General features: G+C 56.7%; 20 protein-coding genes. All 20 read left to right on the top strand.

Annotated elements, in window-relative coordinates:
* Position 1 precedes the first annotated feature (1 nt).
* The 20 genes from B5526_RS06125 to B5526_RS06035 all read left to right on the top strand — a co-directional run bounded on the left by B5526_RS06125 (position 2) and on the right by B5526_RS06035 (position 16,270).
* Complete coding sequence (locus B5526_RS06125; RefSeq protein ID WP_079537408.1) at positions 2-490, top strand: hypothetical protein; 489 nt, start codon at positions 2-4, stop codon at positions 488-490.
* 23 nt (positions 491-513) lie between these two features.
* Complete coding sequence (locus B5526_RS06120) at positions 514-1,734, top strand: phage tail tube protein (RefSeq protein WP_079537407.1); 1,221 nt, start codon at positions 514-516, stop codon at positions 1,732-1,734.
* A gap of 69 nt (positions 1,735-1,803) precedes the next feature.
* Positions 1,804-2,622 carry a GIY-YIG nuclease family protein gene (locus B5526_RS06115; RefSeq protein ID WP_079537406.1) on the top strand — a complete coding sequence of 273 codons (819 nt, stop codon included), beginning with the start codon at positions 1,804-1,806 and terminating at the stop codon, positions 2,620-2,622.
* A 13-nt stretch (positions 2,623-2,635) separates the two neighbouring features.
* On the top strand, positions 2,636-3,088 hold the full coding sequence (locus tag B5526_RS06110) for a branched-chain amino acid ABC transporter (RefSeq protein WP_079537405.1): 453 nt from the start codon (positions 2,636-2,638) through the stop codon (positions 3,086-3,088).
* Positions 3,089-3,153: 65 nt separating this feature from the next.
* Positions 3,154-3,441, top strand: coding sequence for a phage tail assembly chaperone (locus B5526_RS39700; RefSeq protein WP_079537404.1), 288 nt, complete (start codon positions 3,154-3,156; stop codon positions 3,439-3,441).
* 7 nt (positions 3,442-3,448) lie between these two features.
* Positions 3,449-5,554, top strand: coding sequence for a hypothetical protein (locus B5526_RS06100; protein WP_079537403.1), 2,106 nt, complete (start codon positions 3,449-3,451; stop codon positions 5,552-5,554).
* Positions 5,555-5,557: 3 nt separating this feature from the next.
* Positions 5,558-5,977: a hypothetical protein gene (locus B5526_RS06095; protein WP_079537402.1), complete on the top strand. Its 420-nt coding sequence runs from the start codon at positions 5,558-5,560 to the stop codon at positions 5,975-5,977.
* A 9-nt stretch (positions 5,978-5,986) separates the two neighbouring features.
* Positions 5,987-6,511, top strand: a complete 525-nt coding sequence (locus tag B5526_RS06090) for a DUF1833 family protein (protein WP_079537401.1) — start codon at positions 5,987-5,989, stop codon at positions 6,509-6,511.
* Positions 6,508-6,918, top strand: coding sequence for a hypothetical protein (locus B5526_RS06085; protein WP_079537400.1), 411 nt, complete (start codon positions 6,508-6,510; stop codon positions 6,916-6,918). Before B5526_RS06090 ends, B5526_RS06085 begins: the two co-directional genes overlap by 4 nt.
* Before the next feature lie 5 nt (positions 6,919-6,923).
* Complete coding sequence (locus B5526_RS06080; protein WP_079537399.1) at positions 6,924-10,409, top strand: host specificity factor TipJ family phage tail protein; 3,486 nt, start codon at positions 6,924-6,926, stop codon at positions 10,407-10,409.
* Positions 10,406-10,828, top strand: a complete 423-nt coding sequence (locus B5526_RS06075) for a hypothetical protein (protein ID WP_154071155.1) — start codon at positions 10,406-10,408, stop codon at positions 10,826-10,828. Before B5526_RS06080 ends, B5526_RS06075 begins: the two co-directional genes overlap by 4 nt.
* 74 nt (positions 10,829-10,902) lie before the next feature.
* Entirely contained in the window at positions 10,903-11,211 is a 309-nt protein-coding gene (locus B5526_RS06070; protein WP_154071154.1) for a hypothetical protein, read from the top strand.
* 14 nt (positions 11,212-11,225) lie between these two features.
* Positions 11,226-11,672 (top strand): hypothetical protein, encoded by a 447-nt coding sequence (locus B5526_RS37415; RefSeq protein ID WP_154071153.1) that lies wholly within the window; start codon positions 11,226-11,228, stop codon positions 11,670-11,672.
* A gap of 8 nt (positions 11,673-11,680) precedes the next feature.
* The gene (locus B5526_RS06065; RefSeq protein ID WP_079537396.1) at positions 11,681-12,112 is read left to right on the top strand and encodes a hypothetical protein; all 432 of its coding nucleotides are present in this window, start codon (positions 11,681-11,683) and stop codon (positions 12,110-12,112) included.
* Complete coding sequence (locus tag B5526_RS06060; RefSeq protein ID WP_154071152.1) at positions 12,109-12,426, top strand: hypothetical protein; 318 nt, start codon at positions 12,109-12,111, stop codon at positions 12,424-12,426. Before B5526_RS06065 ends, B5526_RS06060 begins: the two co-directional genes overlap by 4 nt.
* 9 nt (positions 12,427-12,435) lie before the next feature.
* Entirely contained in the window at positions 12,436-13,461 is a 1,026-nt protein-coding gene (locus B5526_RS06055) for a hypothetical protein (RefSeq protein ID WP_079537394.1), read from the top strand.
* A gap of 9 nt (positions 13,462-13,470) precedes the next feature.
* Complete coding sequence (locus B5526_RS06050) at positions 13,471-13,704, top strand: hypothetical protein (RefSeq protein ID WP_079537393.1); 234 nt, start codon at positions 13,471-13,473, stop codon at positions 13,702-13,704.
* An 84-nt stretch (positions 13,705-13,788) separates the two neighbouring features.
* The gene (locus B5526_RS37410; protein WP_154071151.1) at positions 13,789-14,178 is read left to right on the top strand and encodes a hypothetical protein; all 390 of its coding nucleotides are present in this window, start codon (positions 13,789-13,791) and stop codon (positions 14,176-14,178) included.
* Positions 14,178-15,317: a hypothetical protein gene (locus tag B5526_RS06040; RefSeq protein ID WP_079537391.1), complete on the top strand. Its 1,140-nt coding sequence runs from the start codon at positions 14,178-14,180 to the stop codon at positions 15,315-15,317. The genes B5526_RS37410 and B5526_RS06040 overlap by 1 nt, the downstream gene beginning before the upstream one ends.
* Positions 15,314-16,270, top strand: coding sequence for an SGNH/GDSL hydrolase family protein (locus B5526_RS06035; protein ID WP_154071150.1), 957 nt, complete (start codon positions 15,314-15,316; stop codon positions 16,268-16,270). Before B5526_RS06040 ends, B5526_RS06035 begins: the two co-directional genes overlap by 4 nt.
* The last annotated feature ends 65 nt before the right edge of the window (positions 16,271-16,335 follow it).

Genomic DNA, 16,335 nt, shown 5'->3' with positions numbered 1-16,335 from the left:
AATGCCAGATTATGCCGGCGCAGTTGCCGCGATCAAAGCGCGGCTCGTTTCTCAATGGGTCGACGGCTCGAGCAATCCACTCACGCTGATCGTCTACGTCAATAAGCAACCCGATCCTCCGTTCCCGCCGATTGATCCGAACACGGGAAACCCGGCGCCGTTTTTGGTTTGCGAAGTCGCCGGCACGAAGAGCGATCCTTACACATTCGGAAATTCTGGAAATCGGTTCTTCGTCTATGACGGCTTGATCTTGCTGCATGTCCTCGTTCCGATCGATGAGGGCGACGCTCGAGCGCAGCAGTTGGCCGTCAATGCCGGCGAGATATTCCGCGCCGCGACGTTCTATGTCGACCCCAATGGTTCGTACATCAGAACGATGGCGCCAAATCCTCCGGACGGCGGAAGCGCCGCGAACATCGAAGGCGTGCAGGCCGGAAATACGTTCCGCGTCACGACATCCATCCCCTGGAAATACTTCCATCGCGCCTAAGCGCCGAATAAGGAGCTAAGTCCTTGACCTATCAGTCAAATTTTTACGGATATTCGGCGATGTTACTCCAGTCGGCGCTCGGAACGCCGGCGGTTGGCGCGGGCGGAACGATCATCCGCCAGACCGGCGGCACGCCCGGCAAATTGTCGAAGGCCGCCATTCAATCCAAAGAAATTCGCCAGGACGCTCAGCCCGTCAAGGGTCGGCACGGCATGCAGACTGCTGTTGGTGGGCCGTACACCACGGAATTGTCGATCCAATCCGCCGACCAAATCATGCAGGCCGTTTTGCGCGGGACGTGGGACACCGAAATCACGGCGACATCTGCCGACTTTACGTCCATCACTTTCGGCGCAAATACCATCATCTGGGCCTCTGGAAATCCGATCACGAAGGGATTCCGGGTCAACGACGTTATCATGCTGCCCATTACAGCCACCGCCACCAACCAAAATAAGAACTTTCGGATAACTGCCGTCTCCGCGACGACGATTACTGTTGCCGAGACGCTGACGATTAGCGGCACGGCGGACACGACGGCCACGATCAAGCGCCGTGGTCGTAAGGTCATCATGCCCGCGGCAGGCTCTTTGGTGAACCGCTATTTCACGATCGAGGAATATGAGACCGACATCACCGGAAGCCGGTTGTTTAACGACTGCTTCTGGAAATCGATGAAGTTCACGATGGCGCCGAATGGCCTCATCATGTTCGAGCCGTCATGGGTTGGAACCGGTTCATTCACTGCCACGACGGGCGCGGCGGTCCTGACAACGCCAACGCTGATCGCAAATCCGCCGATGGCGGCGCTTGACGCAACGTTGCGCCTTGGTGGCGTCGACGTTGCGGATATCACTGCGTTCGATCTGACGGTCGATAATGGCGCGGTGGCCCCGCAAGTCGTCGGCAGCAAGATCTCACCGACTGTTCTGCCGGGCCTCAATCAGGTCACGATGAACCTGACGATCCTGCAAAAGGATATGTCGTATATCTCAGGTTTCCTGAATGAGACCGGCTATTCGCTCAGCCTCAAGTGCGTGGACAACATGGCGGAGCCGAAGAACTTCATCAATATTAACGTGCCGAACTTCACGCTCGGCGGCGCTGATGTTTCGCCGATGAGCACTGCCGGAGGTGCCAGAACGGTTACGATTGCGGTTCCGGCTGGACTTATCGGACACGACCCCAGTGGCGTGGCGTGGGATGATTCGGCTTGCACGATTCAAATATCAAATTTAACGTGATTTGAAGCGGCCCGACGTGGTGTTCGAAGCACCGCGCCGAGCCTAACGCCCAACACTGAGGAACCAGTGATGAACGCTGATGAAGCATTGGCGCAAATTCGCGCCAGCGGCAAACGGTTTTACGTCTACGTTCTTAAAAAGCCAAACGGTACGCCGTTCTACGTTGGAATTGGAACCGGCCGAAGGCTTTTGGATCACAAGTATTACGCGAAAAAAGATCATCTGAAATCGCACAAGCTTTCCATAATCAGAAAGATTTTGTCATCGGGTAATGATCTGACGTTCGACGTTGAGTGTCATTCCGACGAAAGATCGACGGTTGAGGCTAGAGAACGTGAACTGATATCTAGGATTGGCCGCGCCGACCTTAATCAGGGGCCGCTTGCCAACAATACCGATGGAGGCGAGGGCGCGCATAATCCGTCACCAGAAGAGTTGCTGCGTCGTAGTGCCGTTCTAAAGGCGCGGTGGGTCGGGAGAGATAGATCCATCCTCGCCCACCTCTGGACGCCCGAGATGAAGGCGAAAGCCACGGCCGCAAAAAAGGGCGTAAAACGTAAATTCGCCGTGCGCGGCAGTGCGTGGATGACCGCGGAAATGCGCGCCGCCCGATCCGACCGGCTAAGGGCCGATCCCGTTTCTAAGCGGCCCGGCGTTGGAGCTAAAATTTCTGCCTCTAAGCTGGGCAAGAAGATGCCAGATCACTGGATGAAAGATCCGATCAAAAAGCTTGCTTTTGCTCGTGCGAAACATCCTCGAGCAAGAGCGATCGAGGTGGAGGGGCGACGGTTTGAGTGCATCGAAGATGCTGCAGATGCATTCGGCAAAAAGCGCAATTGCGTTGATATGTGGTTAAAGCGCGGCAATCGCGGCGCGAAATACCTCTAGACAAGGAATCCGTATGCCTCTTCCTACCGATACCGATTTTGATCTCGGCGATCTCGATGCGCGCGACGAAGCTGAATTGGCGATCAAGCATCCGTCGACCGGCGAAATAACAACCTGGGTATGGACGTTCTATGGTCCTGGACATCCCAAGACGATTGAACTTGCAAACCGCGTTTCGCGTGATGCTCTTCGCGATCTGGCTGCCCAAAAACAGGCGCGCGTGAACGGAAAAAAGTGGAAGGAAGAAGAGCAATCGATCGACCATCTACGCGCAGATAACGTCGCCAGCATCGTTGCGCGAACCAAGACATTCACTCCCGTGAAAATATCTGGCGAAACGATCTCGTTCAGTCCCGAGGCCGCAATAAAACTTCTACTTGATCGCAAGAAGGGTTGGCTCTTCGCGCAAGTGATGGAGTTCCTCAAAGAGGACGAGAATTTTATACATCCCTCAGCGAAGAGCTGAGGGCATTCGCAAAAAAGACCTTCGAATTAAACGCTGTCGACAAGGACGGCGTCACCTACCGCGAGATGCTTGAAGGTCTGATCACGCGAACGCGCAGGCCGGAGCGTCTTGCGGAATACGAAGCCGATCTGGAATGTCCCCCGTTCCCTTTGGCCTTGCAGCATGTGTGGCACGCCTTCTGCCGATTAAGCGCAAGGCGCGGCTCAAACGGGTTTTCGATCAATCCGATCTCGTGGCCGGATATCGACGCGTATGTCCGGAATTCAAAAATGGCCCTTGCGCCATGGGAAATTCGGATCATCGAAGAACTAGACGACCTGTTCCGCCAGGAACACAGCAAGCCGAGAGATTAAATTTTCAATGGCCCAGCAAGTCGTCACAGAATTGGTCATCGATTCCGCAGGCGCTTCCGCCGGCGCCGACCAATTTTCCCAAGCAATGGATAGGGCGGGTAACTCCGCAAAACAGGGCGTTGGCTCCGTTACGGGCCTCACGCTTGCCGTCGCCGGCGTAGGCGTTGGGTTTGTCGGCGCGCTCGCAGCGCTTCGCGGGTTCATCGATTACGTCGGCAACACCAATAAAGAATTGATCGATTTGGCGACCAATGCCGCAAACGCCGGCATGACGACGAAGAGTTTTCAGGAAACGCTCTTCGCCGCGAAGTCATCCGGGCTCACTGACAAGGATTTCATTTCCGGGCTGGACAAGATCGGTTCAGACCTTACGGCAGCGAGCCGTGGCGCGACGGATTTCGGGAAGCTGTTCGAAGCGAATAATATTTCGATCAAGGACGCCAACGGACAATTGAAGACGACCGAGGCCGCGCTCGGCGACATATCAAACCTGATCAAGAACGCCCCGACTCCGCAGATCGCGAATGCTGTGGCATCCATCGTCGGCCTCTCGAAAGATTGGATTCCCTTCCTTCGGCAAGGCGTCGACGGCATTGAAGAACAGAAAAAGGCCGCTGCCGATCTTGGCGTTATCATTGACGACGCTACGATCCAGAAGGCAAAGGAATTCAATAATCAATGGCACGCCGCCATCGCGACGTGGGATCTTCAATTCAAGGCGTCACTGACCAGCATTCTCCCGCTGCTCGTTCAAATGGCGTCGTTGGCAAGCAAGATCATTGATGGCGTCGGCTCCGTCAGTTCGAATGTTTCGCGCTGGATGACGCCTGATGAGGACAAATCCAAGCAACAGTTAGCCGCTCAGCAAGATGACGTCTTACGCCTGATCGATCTGATGACAAGGGCCGGCGATGCGGCTGAGGGCTTTCAAAAACTGAGGATAAATAACCTTCAGGGCCTTCTTGGATTGCCAGAGGGCTCGAGCATGGCTCAAGCCGTGGCGCTGTTGGACAAGTTGAATGGGCTATATGACAAGGAGCCGACAAGGTTAATTGTAACGCCGTCCGGGAATGGATCGACCGTGCTACCGCCATCCGGCAATAGTGCGAACGATCCCGTAGATCGCGCCATCAATTCGCTGCAGAAACACATCGAAACACAAAAGGCGGATACGCTTGCTGTTGGTTTGGGCGATGGTGCGCTGGCGTCATTTCGCGCCACCGCGGCTGAAACTGCTGCCGTGCAGGCGAATGGCGGCAAGGAAACCGAGGCGCAGGCTGAGAAATTCGCGACGTTGAGGCAGGCTGCGTCTGATGCCGCCGATGCTTTGGCAAAAGCCAAGGTGGCGTCATCGATCAGTGTCGGTCAGCAGACGGCGCTTCTGTCCGCCGAAGATGTCGCAATCGCGTCCCAACTCAAGGGGATGTACGGCGACAATATCCCCGCTGCGCTGGATAGCACCTATGCCAGCGCGATCCGCGTCAACACCGCGTTTAAGGGCGTCGGATCAGCGATCGATACTAATCTGACGACCGGCCTAACCGATATCGTCAGTGGTACGAAGTCCGCGTCCCAAGGTTTCACCGATATGTCCGCTGCGATCGTCAAGGCGATTGAGCAGATGATCATTAAAATCGCGGTCGTAGAGCCACTGATGCGCTCGCTGCAGATGGCGGCTGGTGGATTGGGAATTCCCGGATTGAATTTCGGCGGCGGTGGAGTTGGAAATTACGGTCAAGCCGCGAACGCAACGGGTCTTGGGGCCGGAACAGGCGGCCTATCTTTCCCAATGTTCGCGGACGGTACTGACAGCGCGCCTGGCGGTTGGTCGATCGTGGGCGAGAAGGGGCCGGAGATCGTGAACCTTTCGCCTGGTGCCCAAGTCATTCCGAACGGCGGCAAATCGGCCAATGATAACGGCGCGCGATCTCCGAATATCATCATCAACAATCACACCGAGGCGCAGCCGCAAGTTTCCACGAATTCAAATGGCGACGTCACGATCACCTTGAAAAAGATGGTCGACGGCATGGTCGGAGATTCGATCTCGAGCGGAACGGGAATGCGCGTGCTCGATAGCCAGTATGGTGTCAAGCAATTCGCGGGGCGATAAGCCATGACGCTGCCGGTGTGGCCGATCGCAACTTATGCGCCGCAACAGGGTTCATTCAAGCCGATCCAACGGTCGCTCGATCCGATCTCGACCGACTTCGAAGGTGGCAACACGCGCGAGCGTCCGCGTCCTGGCGATAATGTCGGGTCGTTAACGCAAACGATATGGATGACGCTGGCGGAACACGACACGTTCGTGGCGTGGGTGCTGTCGACGCTGAACAACGGCACCGCGCGCTTCACGATGAATGTCTGGATGGGCTCCTCGTTCATCGTCAAGACGTGTCAGTTCATCAAGCCCGGAACTAATCTGACTTATGCTTACATCTCGACTGACGTCGTCGCGGTGACGATGACGCTTCGCGTCTACGGCATGAATTCTGGCGCGTCTGTATCTTCCACCTTTTATTTTCTCGGGTTCTAAGTCAAAGCAATGCCGGTTCAAAACGAAGCATTGCTTGAAGCCTATGCCTCATGCCCGCCGAGCGCGCGCGTTTATTTTACTCTGGAAATCTGGCAAGCCAGTTTCGCATCGCCGGCCCGCGTCGTCGCGAATGTCGGCGATGATATGTATTTCGGAATTGAAGCGACCGCGCCGCGAAATCCAGGGCAGACAGTGCTTTTCATCGCGTGTCCATTCTCGGCGGAATACCCCGAGCAACGCGAAGGCCAGCCGCCATCGACCAAGATCAAGATCGATAACGTCAATCGCGAGCTCGTGCCGCAGATACGCGCTGCGCTCGGCGTCCGGCAATACATCGATATTTTGTATAGGGAATATTTGGGAAGCGATCTAACGCAGCCGGCTTATGGCCCGATCGAATTTCAATTAGCGAATGTGCAGATGGTGGGCGTCTCGCTGACGGGAACGGCGGTCGTGAAGAATCTGCAGCACAAACGTTTCCCGCGGCTGACCAAGAATTACGATTACATTCAGTTTCCGAGTCTGTTGCCGTGACGCGCTCCGAATTTCTCGCTCCGCTGATCGGCTCGCCTTGGTCGTGGCAATCGCAGAATTGCTGGGACTTCGCGGCTCATGTGCAGCGGGAATTGTTCGGCCGCACGCTGCCGCAAGTCGTGGTCCCGGGCGATCTAAGCAAGCGATGGGTGCTTGAAGCGATCGACGCTCATCCAGAGCGCGCGTTGTGGCAGGAAGTAGCGCAGGGACCGCAAGGTCTCGTGAGGGCCAGTGATGGCGCCTTGGTGCTGATGGCTCATCTTCGAATGCCGGCGCATATCGGCGTCTGGCTGCAGCCAGAAGCGCGTGTGATCCATTGCAGTGAACAACATGGTGTTTGCTGCGAAACCGTGCTGGCCTTGAAGCAGATGGGCTGGCGCAAGATGACGTTTTACGAACCGAAATAGACCTGATGCACGCTCCCGTCCCAAAGCTGCCGGCTCTGCCGTCGCCGCAACGCTCCCGATCGCGCCGGGAACGGCGCTCAGACGCCGCGCGCAAGCCCGTGGTGCACGTCGTCATGCCGGGCATGGAAGTAGCGCGCGCGGAAATCAAGCCACGGGAGACGATTGCCGCGTTCCTGCGGCGCACCGGCTGGGCGACCAAAGACAAGGTTTACGGCTGGCAGTTCAAAAAGGGCCTCCCGACCGTTCTCGAGGTCAATGGCGAAAGCGTTCTCCGGAAGAACTGGCGCACCACGCGGATCGCGGCGAACGATAATGTTCGGTTCGTCAGCTTCCCGATGGGCGGCGGATCGAATGGAACGAAACAGATCATCGGGCTGGTTGCCCTGATTGCAGTTTCCGCGTTTGCACTGTGGGCTGGACCCGCGCTGTTCGGTGCGGGCACGATTGGCGCGTTCGCTACAACCGCGGCGATCGGAATCGGCGGGTCGCTGCTCATCAACGCGCTCGTCGGGCCGAAGGCTGGCGCCACAAATGCGCCGAACGCGACGCAAGACCAAATCTATTCGGTCGCGGCACAGGGCAACACGGCGAAACTCGGCCAGCCGCTTCCCGTCTGGTACGGCCGACTGAAGACGTTTCCAGATTTTGCCGCGACGCCATGGGGCGAGTTCGTCGGCAACAATCAATATCTCAACGTGCTCTTATCCGTTGGGATGGGATCGTTCTCTTACGAGAATCTATATATCGACAACACCATTCTTTGGGATCCGATCAATGGCGTTTCCGCGTCGTTCCCTGGCGCGCAGGTCGCATTCTACGAACCCGGCGCGACCGTTACGCTTTTTCCGACCAACGTCGATTCTTCGATAGAGGTTAGCGGGCAGCAACTTCCTGATGGCGGAGGCGTTGAGGCCGGGCGATATTACCCTGGTCAGTTTCCGACGTCCTTCGGCGCGCCGCTGGGGCCTTTCGTGGCCAACCCGTCCGGAACATTGGCTCAATCGATCGCGATCGATTTTGTGTTTCCGGGCGGTTGCTTCACGATCGACAATAATACTAACCAAATTGGTTACGCGAACGTAACGCTGCTCGCTGAGGCCGCCCCATGCGATGGCGCCGGCGCACCGACCGGTTCGTTTTTTACGCTGTTTCAAGTTACGCGGCAATTTGCCAGCACGTCGCCAATTCGAGATTCGATCAAGACGGACGTGTCGCCGGGGCGCTATCTTGTGCGGCTTAGCCGCCTTGGCGCAAATGCGACCGGAATCTCTGGCACAAACACCGTTATATGGGCGGGCCTCCGCTCATTTCTTCAGGGCGCAAATTCCTTTCCCGATGTCTCGACCGTTGCTATCCGGCTGCTGGCATCGCAGTCGACGCAGGGTTCTTACAAATTCGGCGTACTGGCTACGCGGAAACTTCCGGTCTGGAACGGAAGCGCGTTCGTCACTCAGGCGACGCGAAATCCGGCATGGGCTTTCTATGATGCGGTGACGAATTCTCAATACGGCTCCGGACTTCCGATCTCAAAAACGGATTTCAATGCCGTTGTTAATCTTGCGGCTGGTGCCACTTCACGCGGCGATACCTTCGATTATGTTTTCTCCGCCGCAGTCGCGGTGCCTGCTGCCTTCGACAAGATATTGACGGCGACGCGCTCGCGGCATTTCTGGCTAGGGGATACCGTTTCGGTCGTTCGCGACGAATGGCGCGATGTGCCGAGCATGATGTTGACTGATCGCGAGATCGTCAGAGATTCCACGCAAGTAACGTGGACGATGCTGGGCGACGAAGACCCCGACGCCGTGATCATAGAATATATCGATGACAACACCTGGCTTCCGGCTCAGGTACAGTATCCGCCTAACGATCAATTCTTCACGGCAAGCCATGCCGAAGTGAAGCGCATTGACGGAATCGTAGACCGCAACCAGGCATTCCGCGAATGCGCGTTCTACTATTTGCAATCGATCTATCGACGCGAGAATGTCCAGATCGGGACAGAGTATGAGGGAAGGGCGATCACTTTCGGCTCGGTGCTGCGGCTCCAGTCTGAATTGCCCATGGCCTATGGCTATGCCGGGGCGGTGGTTGGAGTTTCCGGCAATGCGCTAACGCTCGATCCGGCACCGACATGGGATGTCGGGCCGTTTTATATCCGGCTGCGCCAGCCAAACGGAAAGTATTTCGGGCCGATCCTCGCAACGCAAGGCGCGAATGCGGCAATAGCTAACCTGGACCCGACGAGCCTTGCGGCTGCGCAGACTGCGCAAAGTACGACTCTAGCGGCGGTTCTGTTGCGAGAGGCGGGGGGCGAAGATCCCTCATTCGAATTCGGTACGGCGAATAGCGAGTCGAAACTTTGCGTCGTCCTCAACGGTGTTCCAAACGGAAATCTATGCACGCTGAATCTTGTCGTCGACGACATTCGCGTTCACGCAACTTCGCTCGGCAATCCGCCGATTCTTCCGGTTGGGCAATTTCCATCAAACCCATCGCTGCCCCTCATCGTCGGACTCAACGCATTATTCGGGCAGGGCACGGCCGAGCCCCAATTATCGGCGAGTTGGTTTCCAACGGCCGGCGCGGTCTATTATGTCGCTGATGCAAGCTATGATTCCGGCGCTTCGTGGCAACAGGTCTATCAGGGACAGGATAATAAATTCACGGCGGTCGTCACGCTCGCTGCGCTGAGATTGCGCGTTCAGGCAGTGCTTGCGAGCGGGCTACATGGTCCGTATTCAACCGTTGACCTAGCTGCGCCGTCGATTGTAATTTCGTCGCAAACTGTTGCGTTGAACTCGCTGATTGCGGGCCTGAAATATCAGGTCACAACGCTTCAGGATTTGCTAAACGACAAGATCGACAAGGTTACGCAGCAGATCGCGTCGATCGTCTCTAACCAGGACACGCGAAACTGGCTGGACAAAAAGGAAGTCAGAAGCCAGCTTTCTTCCGTATTTGGCGCTGCAAATGCATCGATAACGTCTGTTCAGCAGACGCAGGTTAACGATGAACTGGCGTTTGCCACTTTTCAAACGACGGTCTCCGCGACATTCGGTCCAAGTTTTTCGTCGGTCAACACCGTTTCTAGTGCTGTCGCAACGCTCAATGGATATGCCGCGGCACAATACGCCGTGACGCTGAACGTCAACGGCTACGCGACGGGATTCAATCTGGTCAACGGCGGCGCTGGCGTTTCGACGTTCACGATCGTGGCCGACAAATTCCAAATTCAATTGCCGGGCTACAACGGCAACGCGCCGAAGCCATTCTTCACGACCGGGGTTATCAGCGGCGTTCCATCGGTTGGCATCAGCGGTAATATGTATCTCGACGGCGCGATCACGGCGCGGGTTCTTAATGTTGGGTCTCTCAGTGCCATCTCGGCCAACATGGGAACGATCACGGCCGGACTAATGCAGAGTCCCGATGGGCATTTCGTGGTCGATCTCACCAATCGGCGCCTGACCATTTCGGATAATACGTGAGCCGCCGCGTTGTATTAGGGCAGCAAAATGACGGCAGCATGGGGCTTCGCGTCTCAGCGCCGGGCGTCGACGCGCTTACGGCCGTCGACGACGGTCACAATCTGACATTCAATTCGGCATGGACCGACATTGCAAAAATCTACATGGTCGGAGTTGCTGCGAATACCAGCATAACAGTGAACGGTCTTACGCTTCCCGGATTTCAGGTGACGTGGCCGGCGTTGGGCTACAAGCCGTTTGTTGAGGCGCGCTTGCTTCAATCGAATGTCATCTACGACGATTATCTCAGCGCGACGTTTCCGAGCGGAAGCTACGCGGAGATAAGGGATGCAACACCGAATACGCTGAGCCTGTTCGGCAACATGCCGGGCTCATCACTTCTGTTCGTCGTCTATCAAATCCCGGTGCCGTCAGGATGAGCAGGCGCATTGTCGTTGGGCCGCGCGGCAATGGTGACGTTGGTTTGTTCATTGCGCCGCCCGGCGGGGACGCGATGACATATCCCGACTCGCTGCTGACCCTGAATGTCACATCGAAAGTTTCCCAGCTTCTCTTGATGGGCAGGATCACATCTTCGCAAACTATCCCGCTCGGTCTTTCTCGATCGCCCTATGTCTTCATCACAAGCCAATTCGACTTTAGCGGCGTCACCGGTCATACCGCAGGTCCGGGACCGTTCCGACCGTCGCCCCCGCCCTTTGGAACGCATTCGAGTGCGACGATAAACAGCAACGGCGCATCGATGACGCTTAGCGTGGCTTATCCGACGACCTACCAGGTCTATAGTCAGGCGTTTACGTGACCAGACGCGTGATCATGGACAGTACCGCGGCGTCTCCGTTGCGAATCTCCGTCGCGGGCGTTGACGCTGCCACGGCGGCATTTAACGCGCTTATTTTTGATGGTAACCAACCGCCGCTGCGTTTATGGGGAACTGGTTACACCACCGTCGAAGGCATGAGTTGGAACGAACATCTTGGCGGCCAGAACATCCGGGAGGCGTCCGGCATTCCTGTGGTTGTGACTCCAGCAGGAACGTCGCCGGTGTTCATGACGATGTGGCGAAAAAGCGGTGACCCCTTCGGGCGAGTCTACACGCCCTCTTTCCAAGGTTCGGCGAATGGCGGCCAGGGCGGCGGCGGCGGTGCAATCTGCTCCAACCAATTCATAGCCACCTGCTTTAACACTGGCGCGCCTGGTGCTCCTGATAGCCGTCCACCATTCAATTACGTCAATTACTGCGTGTTCAAGAATTACCAATAGGAGTCGCGATGCTCTACGCGCTGCATCAAGAGGACGGGCGCATTCATCAGGCGAATAAGCTCTATGATGCCGATACAAAACGTTACGATGATCTCCTGAACGATCTCGGTCACGCCTACGTCAAGGCCAACGCGCCCGCGCTACTGCCTCCCGAACACTGGATGGTAGATGTCAAAGCGAAAGAGATTTGCGAGCGTCCGGTGATGCGGGCAACCGCCTATGCGAACATTATCAAGGCCGGGACGAATGCGCTTCTGCTCAACATTCCGCATGGCGCGGATGTGACGATCTTGGCAGTCGGCGCGGTAATTCGCTCCGTACCGAAATTGGACGGCGATGAACTGGAATTTCCGGTGGCCTCCGTGCCCTGCAAATACACGGCGGTGATCACTCTATGGCCATTCAAAGACTGCACGATCGAAATTGAGGCGATAGCATGAGGGTGGTTCTGGACGCCATCGACCCGATGCCCGCGCTGCGTCAGGCGAAGGTCGATGCAGTCAATCGTAGCTTCAATACGGTCGCGGCCGAAAGTCTGCACCGCGATCAGGCTCACGCGCAAAAGCGGCTGTGGGCTGCGACGAATGATCAGCGCCTCGCGCCTGAGGCTGAATTGCGCGGAATTACTGTTGTTGAGTTGTCGGCGTTCATTCTGTCCAAGCCCGATGCGGCTGCGGCTCGCGAGATGCAGCGTCAAACGATCATGAAGCGCATCGACCAAGCGCGGACGCCCGCGGAACTCGACGCGATCTAGGAATCATCAATGCCATTTGCAAGCTACTCAACCGGAACGGTCTCCGTTCCGGCAAACGGCACGACTGTGACGGGCGTCGGATCGATTTGGTCCGGCGTCAACGCGCGCCCCGGCGATATGTTGCAGATCGGTGCGGTGCTTTCATTTATTTCCGATGTCACCGATCCGACGCATCTCGTCATCCCGCCATATGCGGGAACAACGGTTTCAGCGGTCGCCTATACGATCTATCAGACATCGCCACTGCGATTTGTCGGCGGTCAGGCGATGACGGACGTTTCATCGTTAGTCGCACTCCTCAACGGCATGGGGACAATTTACGCCGTGCCGGGGGCGGCACCCGATCCTTCCATCGGAAGCGACGGTCAGTACGCGCTGAAAACGAATACAGGCATTTGGAGGCTGTGGCTCAAGACCGGCGGCGTTTGGGTTGATCAAGGATCGCCCGTAGGAACCAATTATCGCGGCGCCTGGAATAGCGCCACCGCTTACGCCGCGAACGATGTCACCACGCGGCTCGGCTCGGCATATATTTCGAAGGGCACGAACACAAACGCGCCGCCAGAATCCAGCCCGACAAGTTGGGACGTGCTGGCCGCGAAGGGCGATACCGGGAACACGGGCGCTACTGGTGCCACCGGAACGGCCGCAACTATCGCGGTCAATTCTGTCAGTACATTGCCTGCGGGCAGTTCGGCCACCGTTACCAATCTGGGCACCTCATCTGCGGCCAGTTTCGCATTCGGTATCCCGCAAGGCCCGCAAGGCATTCAGGGCACGCAGGGGCTGCAGGGTGTCGGGCTCCAGCCGGATGCATCGGGCACGATCACGCAACGCGCGACCTATGACGGGCAAACGACCGGATACAAGTTTTTAGAAACCGACGTTTCGCCGTTTCGCCTCTATATCAAGGCGTCGAACACCACGGGCGATTGGGCTGGCCCGACTTTCATCGGCGGAAATTTCCCGGTCGGCGATCTCGGACACATCACAGACAGCATCGTTCAAACGTTTGACTTCGGTCACATCGTCTAAGGAAAAACAATGGCAAACCGCTCTCAAGTCAACCTCGAATGGGGCACCGCCGCTGAAATCGCGGCGACCGCTCTTACGGCGCGGGAACTTGTGGTGGACACCACGAACCAGCGCCTTGTCCTGATGGATGGCACGACGCTCGGCGGAAAAAACGTTGCGATGATCGCGGATGTCACTGCGGCGATCGGGGCGCTGACATCCGGCGGCCAAGCGAACTTCACGCAATGGCTGTTCTGCTCCTGATCTAAATCCATCAACGCAATTGGTTTTTGTCGTCCTCATTTTTGAGGACGGTTTTCTGCGCCCTCATCACAAAGGAAATAGATCATGGCTTCATCGGCCCAATACGTTGGCACGCCTCAAGTATGGGCGGGCAGCATGTCAACGGCCAATACGGCACGAGACGGCACTGGCACTACTACTACGCTCGTTACTGGCGCTGCGGCGCCGGGAACGCGGATCGACAAAATTCGATTTGTCGGCGTCGGCACGGTGACCGGTGGAATGGTGCGTGTATTCCTCAACAACGGAACGAGCAAGTTCCTGCTTCGCGAAGTTGCGGTGCAGGCCACAACCCCGAGCGCGACGGTTGAGGGCTGGGCATATGACCTGACATTCGGAGACGGCCTCGTGCTGCCGAGCGCGAGCTGGTCAGTTTTGGTGGCGACCAACAATGCCGAGACATTTAATGCGTTCGCATATGGCGGGAATCTGTAATGACGAACAAGGCATCATCGTTTCCCGCGGCGCCGCCAGTCGGGCCACTGCATCGTCACGGCGGGAGAATCACCGCGCTCGGCGAGTTGCCGATCCATGCGCTCGGCAATGACTATACGGTCGACGGCAACGGTACGGTTTTATCTTTGCCATCGCTGTCGTCCGGCATCACGGTGTTCCTTTCAATAACCGGAGCGCCAACGTTCAAGAATTCAGCGAAGCTGGTATGCCCTAATGGGGTGGACTTTGCGGCCTCTGCGGGCAACCTGGTGATCGCCCGCTCCGATGGAAATGGGGCCTGGCGCATTTACCCAGTCGGTGCAGGAGGCGTATCCTCAATCGCCGGAAATACCGGCGCATTCACATTGGGCGACGGCCTTATTAATTCAGCCAACGTTCTCACGGCAGACTTTACCGATTATTTGGGGTTCATCAGCGGCCTCACGCTTTCCACACCAGGCGCAGGCGGCACATTCGCTATTGCCCCCGGCGTTGCCGTTGATATCGCTGGCGGTGGCATTCTCAAGATCACGTCCGGCACGTTTACGAAAACCTACTTCGCGTGGGCGGCTGGGTCGGGTAACGGCTCGTTCGACGGCGCGGGCGCCGCACCTAGCGCTACGACAGGTTGGTATCATGTCTTCGTAATCAAGAGGACGGATACCGGCGCTGTTGATGTGCTTATATCGCTGAGCGCCACGGCTCCGACGCTGCCTTCACCTTACACGCTGTTCCGCCGCATCGGGGCGATGAAAACCGATGGGTCATTCCACTTGATTGCGTTCACTCAGAACGGGAATGAATTCCTTTGGACTACGCCGGTCAATGACATCAACACTGCTGTCCTTGGCACCACGGCAACACTGTTCACCGTCACCACACCACCAAGCGTGAAGACCAATGTTCTTCTATCTGGTTTCGTCAACCATGCCGCTGTTAACCAGATTCTTGTTTCAAGTCCTGATGTCGCTGATACCTCGCCGCTTTCAGGGTCAAACTTTCAAGTCCCATCAGCAGGAGGGTACGGGACATCTAGCGTGTCTATTCGCACCAATACGTCTCAACAGGTAAGAGCTAGGTCGGGTGCGGCGTCGACAACTCTCAATCTATATACGTTCGGGTACGTGGAGAACCTGTGAGGCATTTCGCAGGATCGCCTCCGGGCATTTTCCGCGCCTTTGGTGACAGCGTCACTCTAGGGACAGCCGCAAGCCCGATAACCAACGGGTATGTGTATCTGCTGTCGACCGCGCTCTGTCGGCCGATCACCAATTACGGAACCAACGGCGACATGGTTCCGGACCAAACCGTCAAGATCTACGGCATCAATCCTGCCTATGGTGACATCTCCACTATCATGCTCGGTGTGAACGACGAGCGCATCTATGGCGTCAACGCAACGACGCTTGGATATTATCGCAGGGGTCTTCAATGCCTCGCCGCTTACCTTGGTTTGGGGATCAAGCAGTTCGGAGTTTCGAGCGGCGTCTACACGGGAACGTGGGTTAACACTGGGGTCTATGGTCTAGGCAAAAGCTCGACGACCAACGGCTCGACTGCGACGTTCTCAGTAAATGGAACGACCGTCTATCTTGGAATGATCCAACAAGACAGCGCTCCTGGTACATTCAACGTTCTGATCGACGGTGTTACCGTTGGTTCTTACGCCACTCAAACGACAGGTCTAGGCCCAACAATAAACGGCGTCACCTACGGTGCAATGCTCCTGCGTTTCCCCGGATTGAGTGCGGGCGTTCACTCGGTCCAGATCGTCGTCACATCAGCGACCGGCGCAGGAAACACAGTCTATATCGATTGGGTTGCTGGCAACGCGCAGACTGTCAAGCCTCGGGTCTACGTCAGCAACGTGATCTATGCTCAGGCTTATACCGCTGGTGGTTCTTCTGCCAACGTAGATTCCTACAACGCCGCGATTACTTCATTGATCGCCGAGCTTGTAGCCGATGGCCTTAATATCACCGCCGTAAACGTGAATGTCCTGAACTTGGGCGTGGACATGGACGGCGCGTATCACCCGCTTAATAGCGGACACGTCAAGCTGGCGACCGCGTTTCAATCCGCGTTCGTTTAATCACCATTGCCTTCCATCCCAATCGGCCTCTTTCCAAGCGCTTCTGAAAAAGTCGCGGATAGCGC

The organism is Bradyrhizobium lablabi, from assembly GCF_900141755.1.
GTDB lineage: Bacteria > Pseudomonadota > Alphaproteobacteria > Rhizobiales > Xanthobacteraceae > Bradyrhizobium > Bradyrhizobium lablabi_A.
This window is presented reverse-complemented; position numbering and strand designations above follow the sequence as displayed.

Excerpts from the sequence above, each read along its gene's own strand:
- B5526_RS06050 (WP_079537393.1), top strand. The coding sequence starts at position 13,471 with ATGGCAAACCGCTCTCAAGTCAACCTCGAATGGGGCACCGCCGCTGAA.
- B5526_RS06115 (WP_079537406.1), top strand. The coding sequence starts at position 1,804 with ATGAACGCTGATGAAGCATTGGCGCAAATTCGCGCCAGCGGCAAACGG.
- B5526_RS06095 (WP_079537402.1), top strand. The coding sequence starts at position 5,558 with ATGACGCTGCCGGTGTGGCCGATCGCAACTTATGCGCCGCAACAGGGT.
- B5526_RS37410 (WP_154071151.1), top strand. The coding sequence starts at position 13,789 with ATGGCTTCATCGGCCCAATACGTTGGCACGCCTCAAGTATGGGCGGGC.
- B5526_RS06070 (WP_154071154.1), top strand. The coding sequence starts at position 10,903 with ATGACATATCCCGACTCGCTGCTGACCCTGAATGTCACATCGAAAGTT.
- B5526_RS06060 (WP_154071152.1), top strand. The coding sequence starts at position 12,109 with ATGAGGGTGGTTCTGGACGCCATCGACCCGATGCCCGCGCTGCGTCAG.
- B5526_RS06090 (WP_079537401.1), top strand. The coding sequence starts at position 5,987 with ATGCCGGTTCAAAACGAAGCATTGCTTGAAGCCTATGCCTCATGCCCG.
- B5526_RS06040 (WP_079537391.1), top strand. The coding sequence starts at position 14,178 with ATGACGAACAAGGCATCATCGTTTCCCGCGGCGCCGCCAGTCGGGCCA.
- B5526_RS06110 (WP_079537405.1), top strand. The coding sequence starts at position 2,636 with ATGCCTCTTCCTACCGATACCGATTTTGATCTCGGCGATCTCGATGCG.
- B5526_RS39700 (WP_079537404.1), top strand. The coding sequence starts at position 3,154 with ATGCTTGAAGGTCTGATCACGCGAACGCGCAGGCCGGAGCGTCTTGCG.
- B5526_RS06125 (WP_079537408.1), top strand. The coding sequence starts at position 2 with ATGCCAGATTATGCCGGCGCAGTTGCCGCGATCAAAGCGCGGCTCGTT.
- B5526_RS06055 (WP_079537394.1), top strand. The coding sequence starts at position 12,436 with ATGCCATTTGCAAGCTACTCAACCGGAACGGTCTCCGTTCCGGCAAAC.
- B5526_RS06100 (WP_079537403.1), top strand. The coding sequence starts at position 3,449 with ATGGCCCAGCAAGTCGTCACAGAATTGGTCATCGATTCCGCAGGCGCT.
- B5526_RS06065 (WP_079537396.1), top strand. The coding sequence starts at position 11,681 with ATGCTCTACGCGCTGCATCAAGAGGACGGGCGCATTCATCAGGCGAAT.
- B5526_RS37415 (WP_154071153.1), top strand. The coding sequence starts at position 11,226 with ATGGACAGTACCGCGGCGTCTCCGTTGCGAATCTCCGTCGCGGGCGTT.
- B5526_RS06080 (WP_079537399.1), top strand. The coding sequence starts at position 6,924 with ATGCACGCTCCCGTCCCAAAGCTGCCGGCTCTGCCGTCGCCGCAACGC.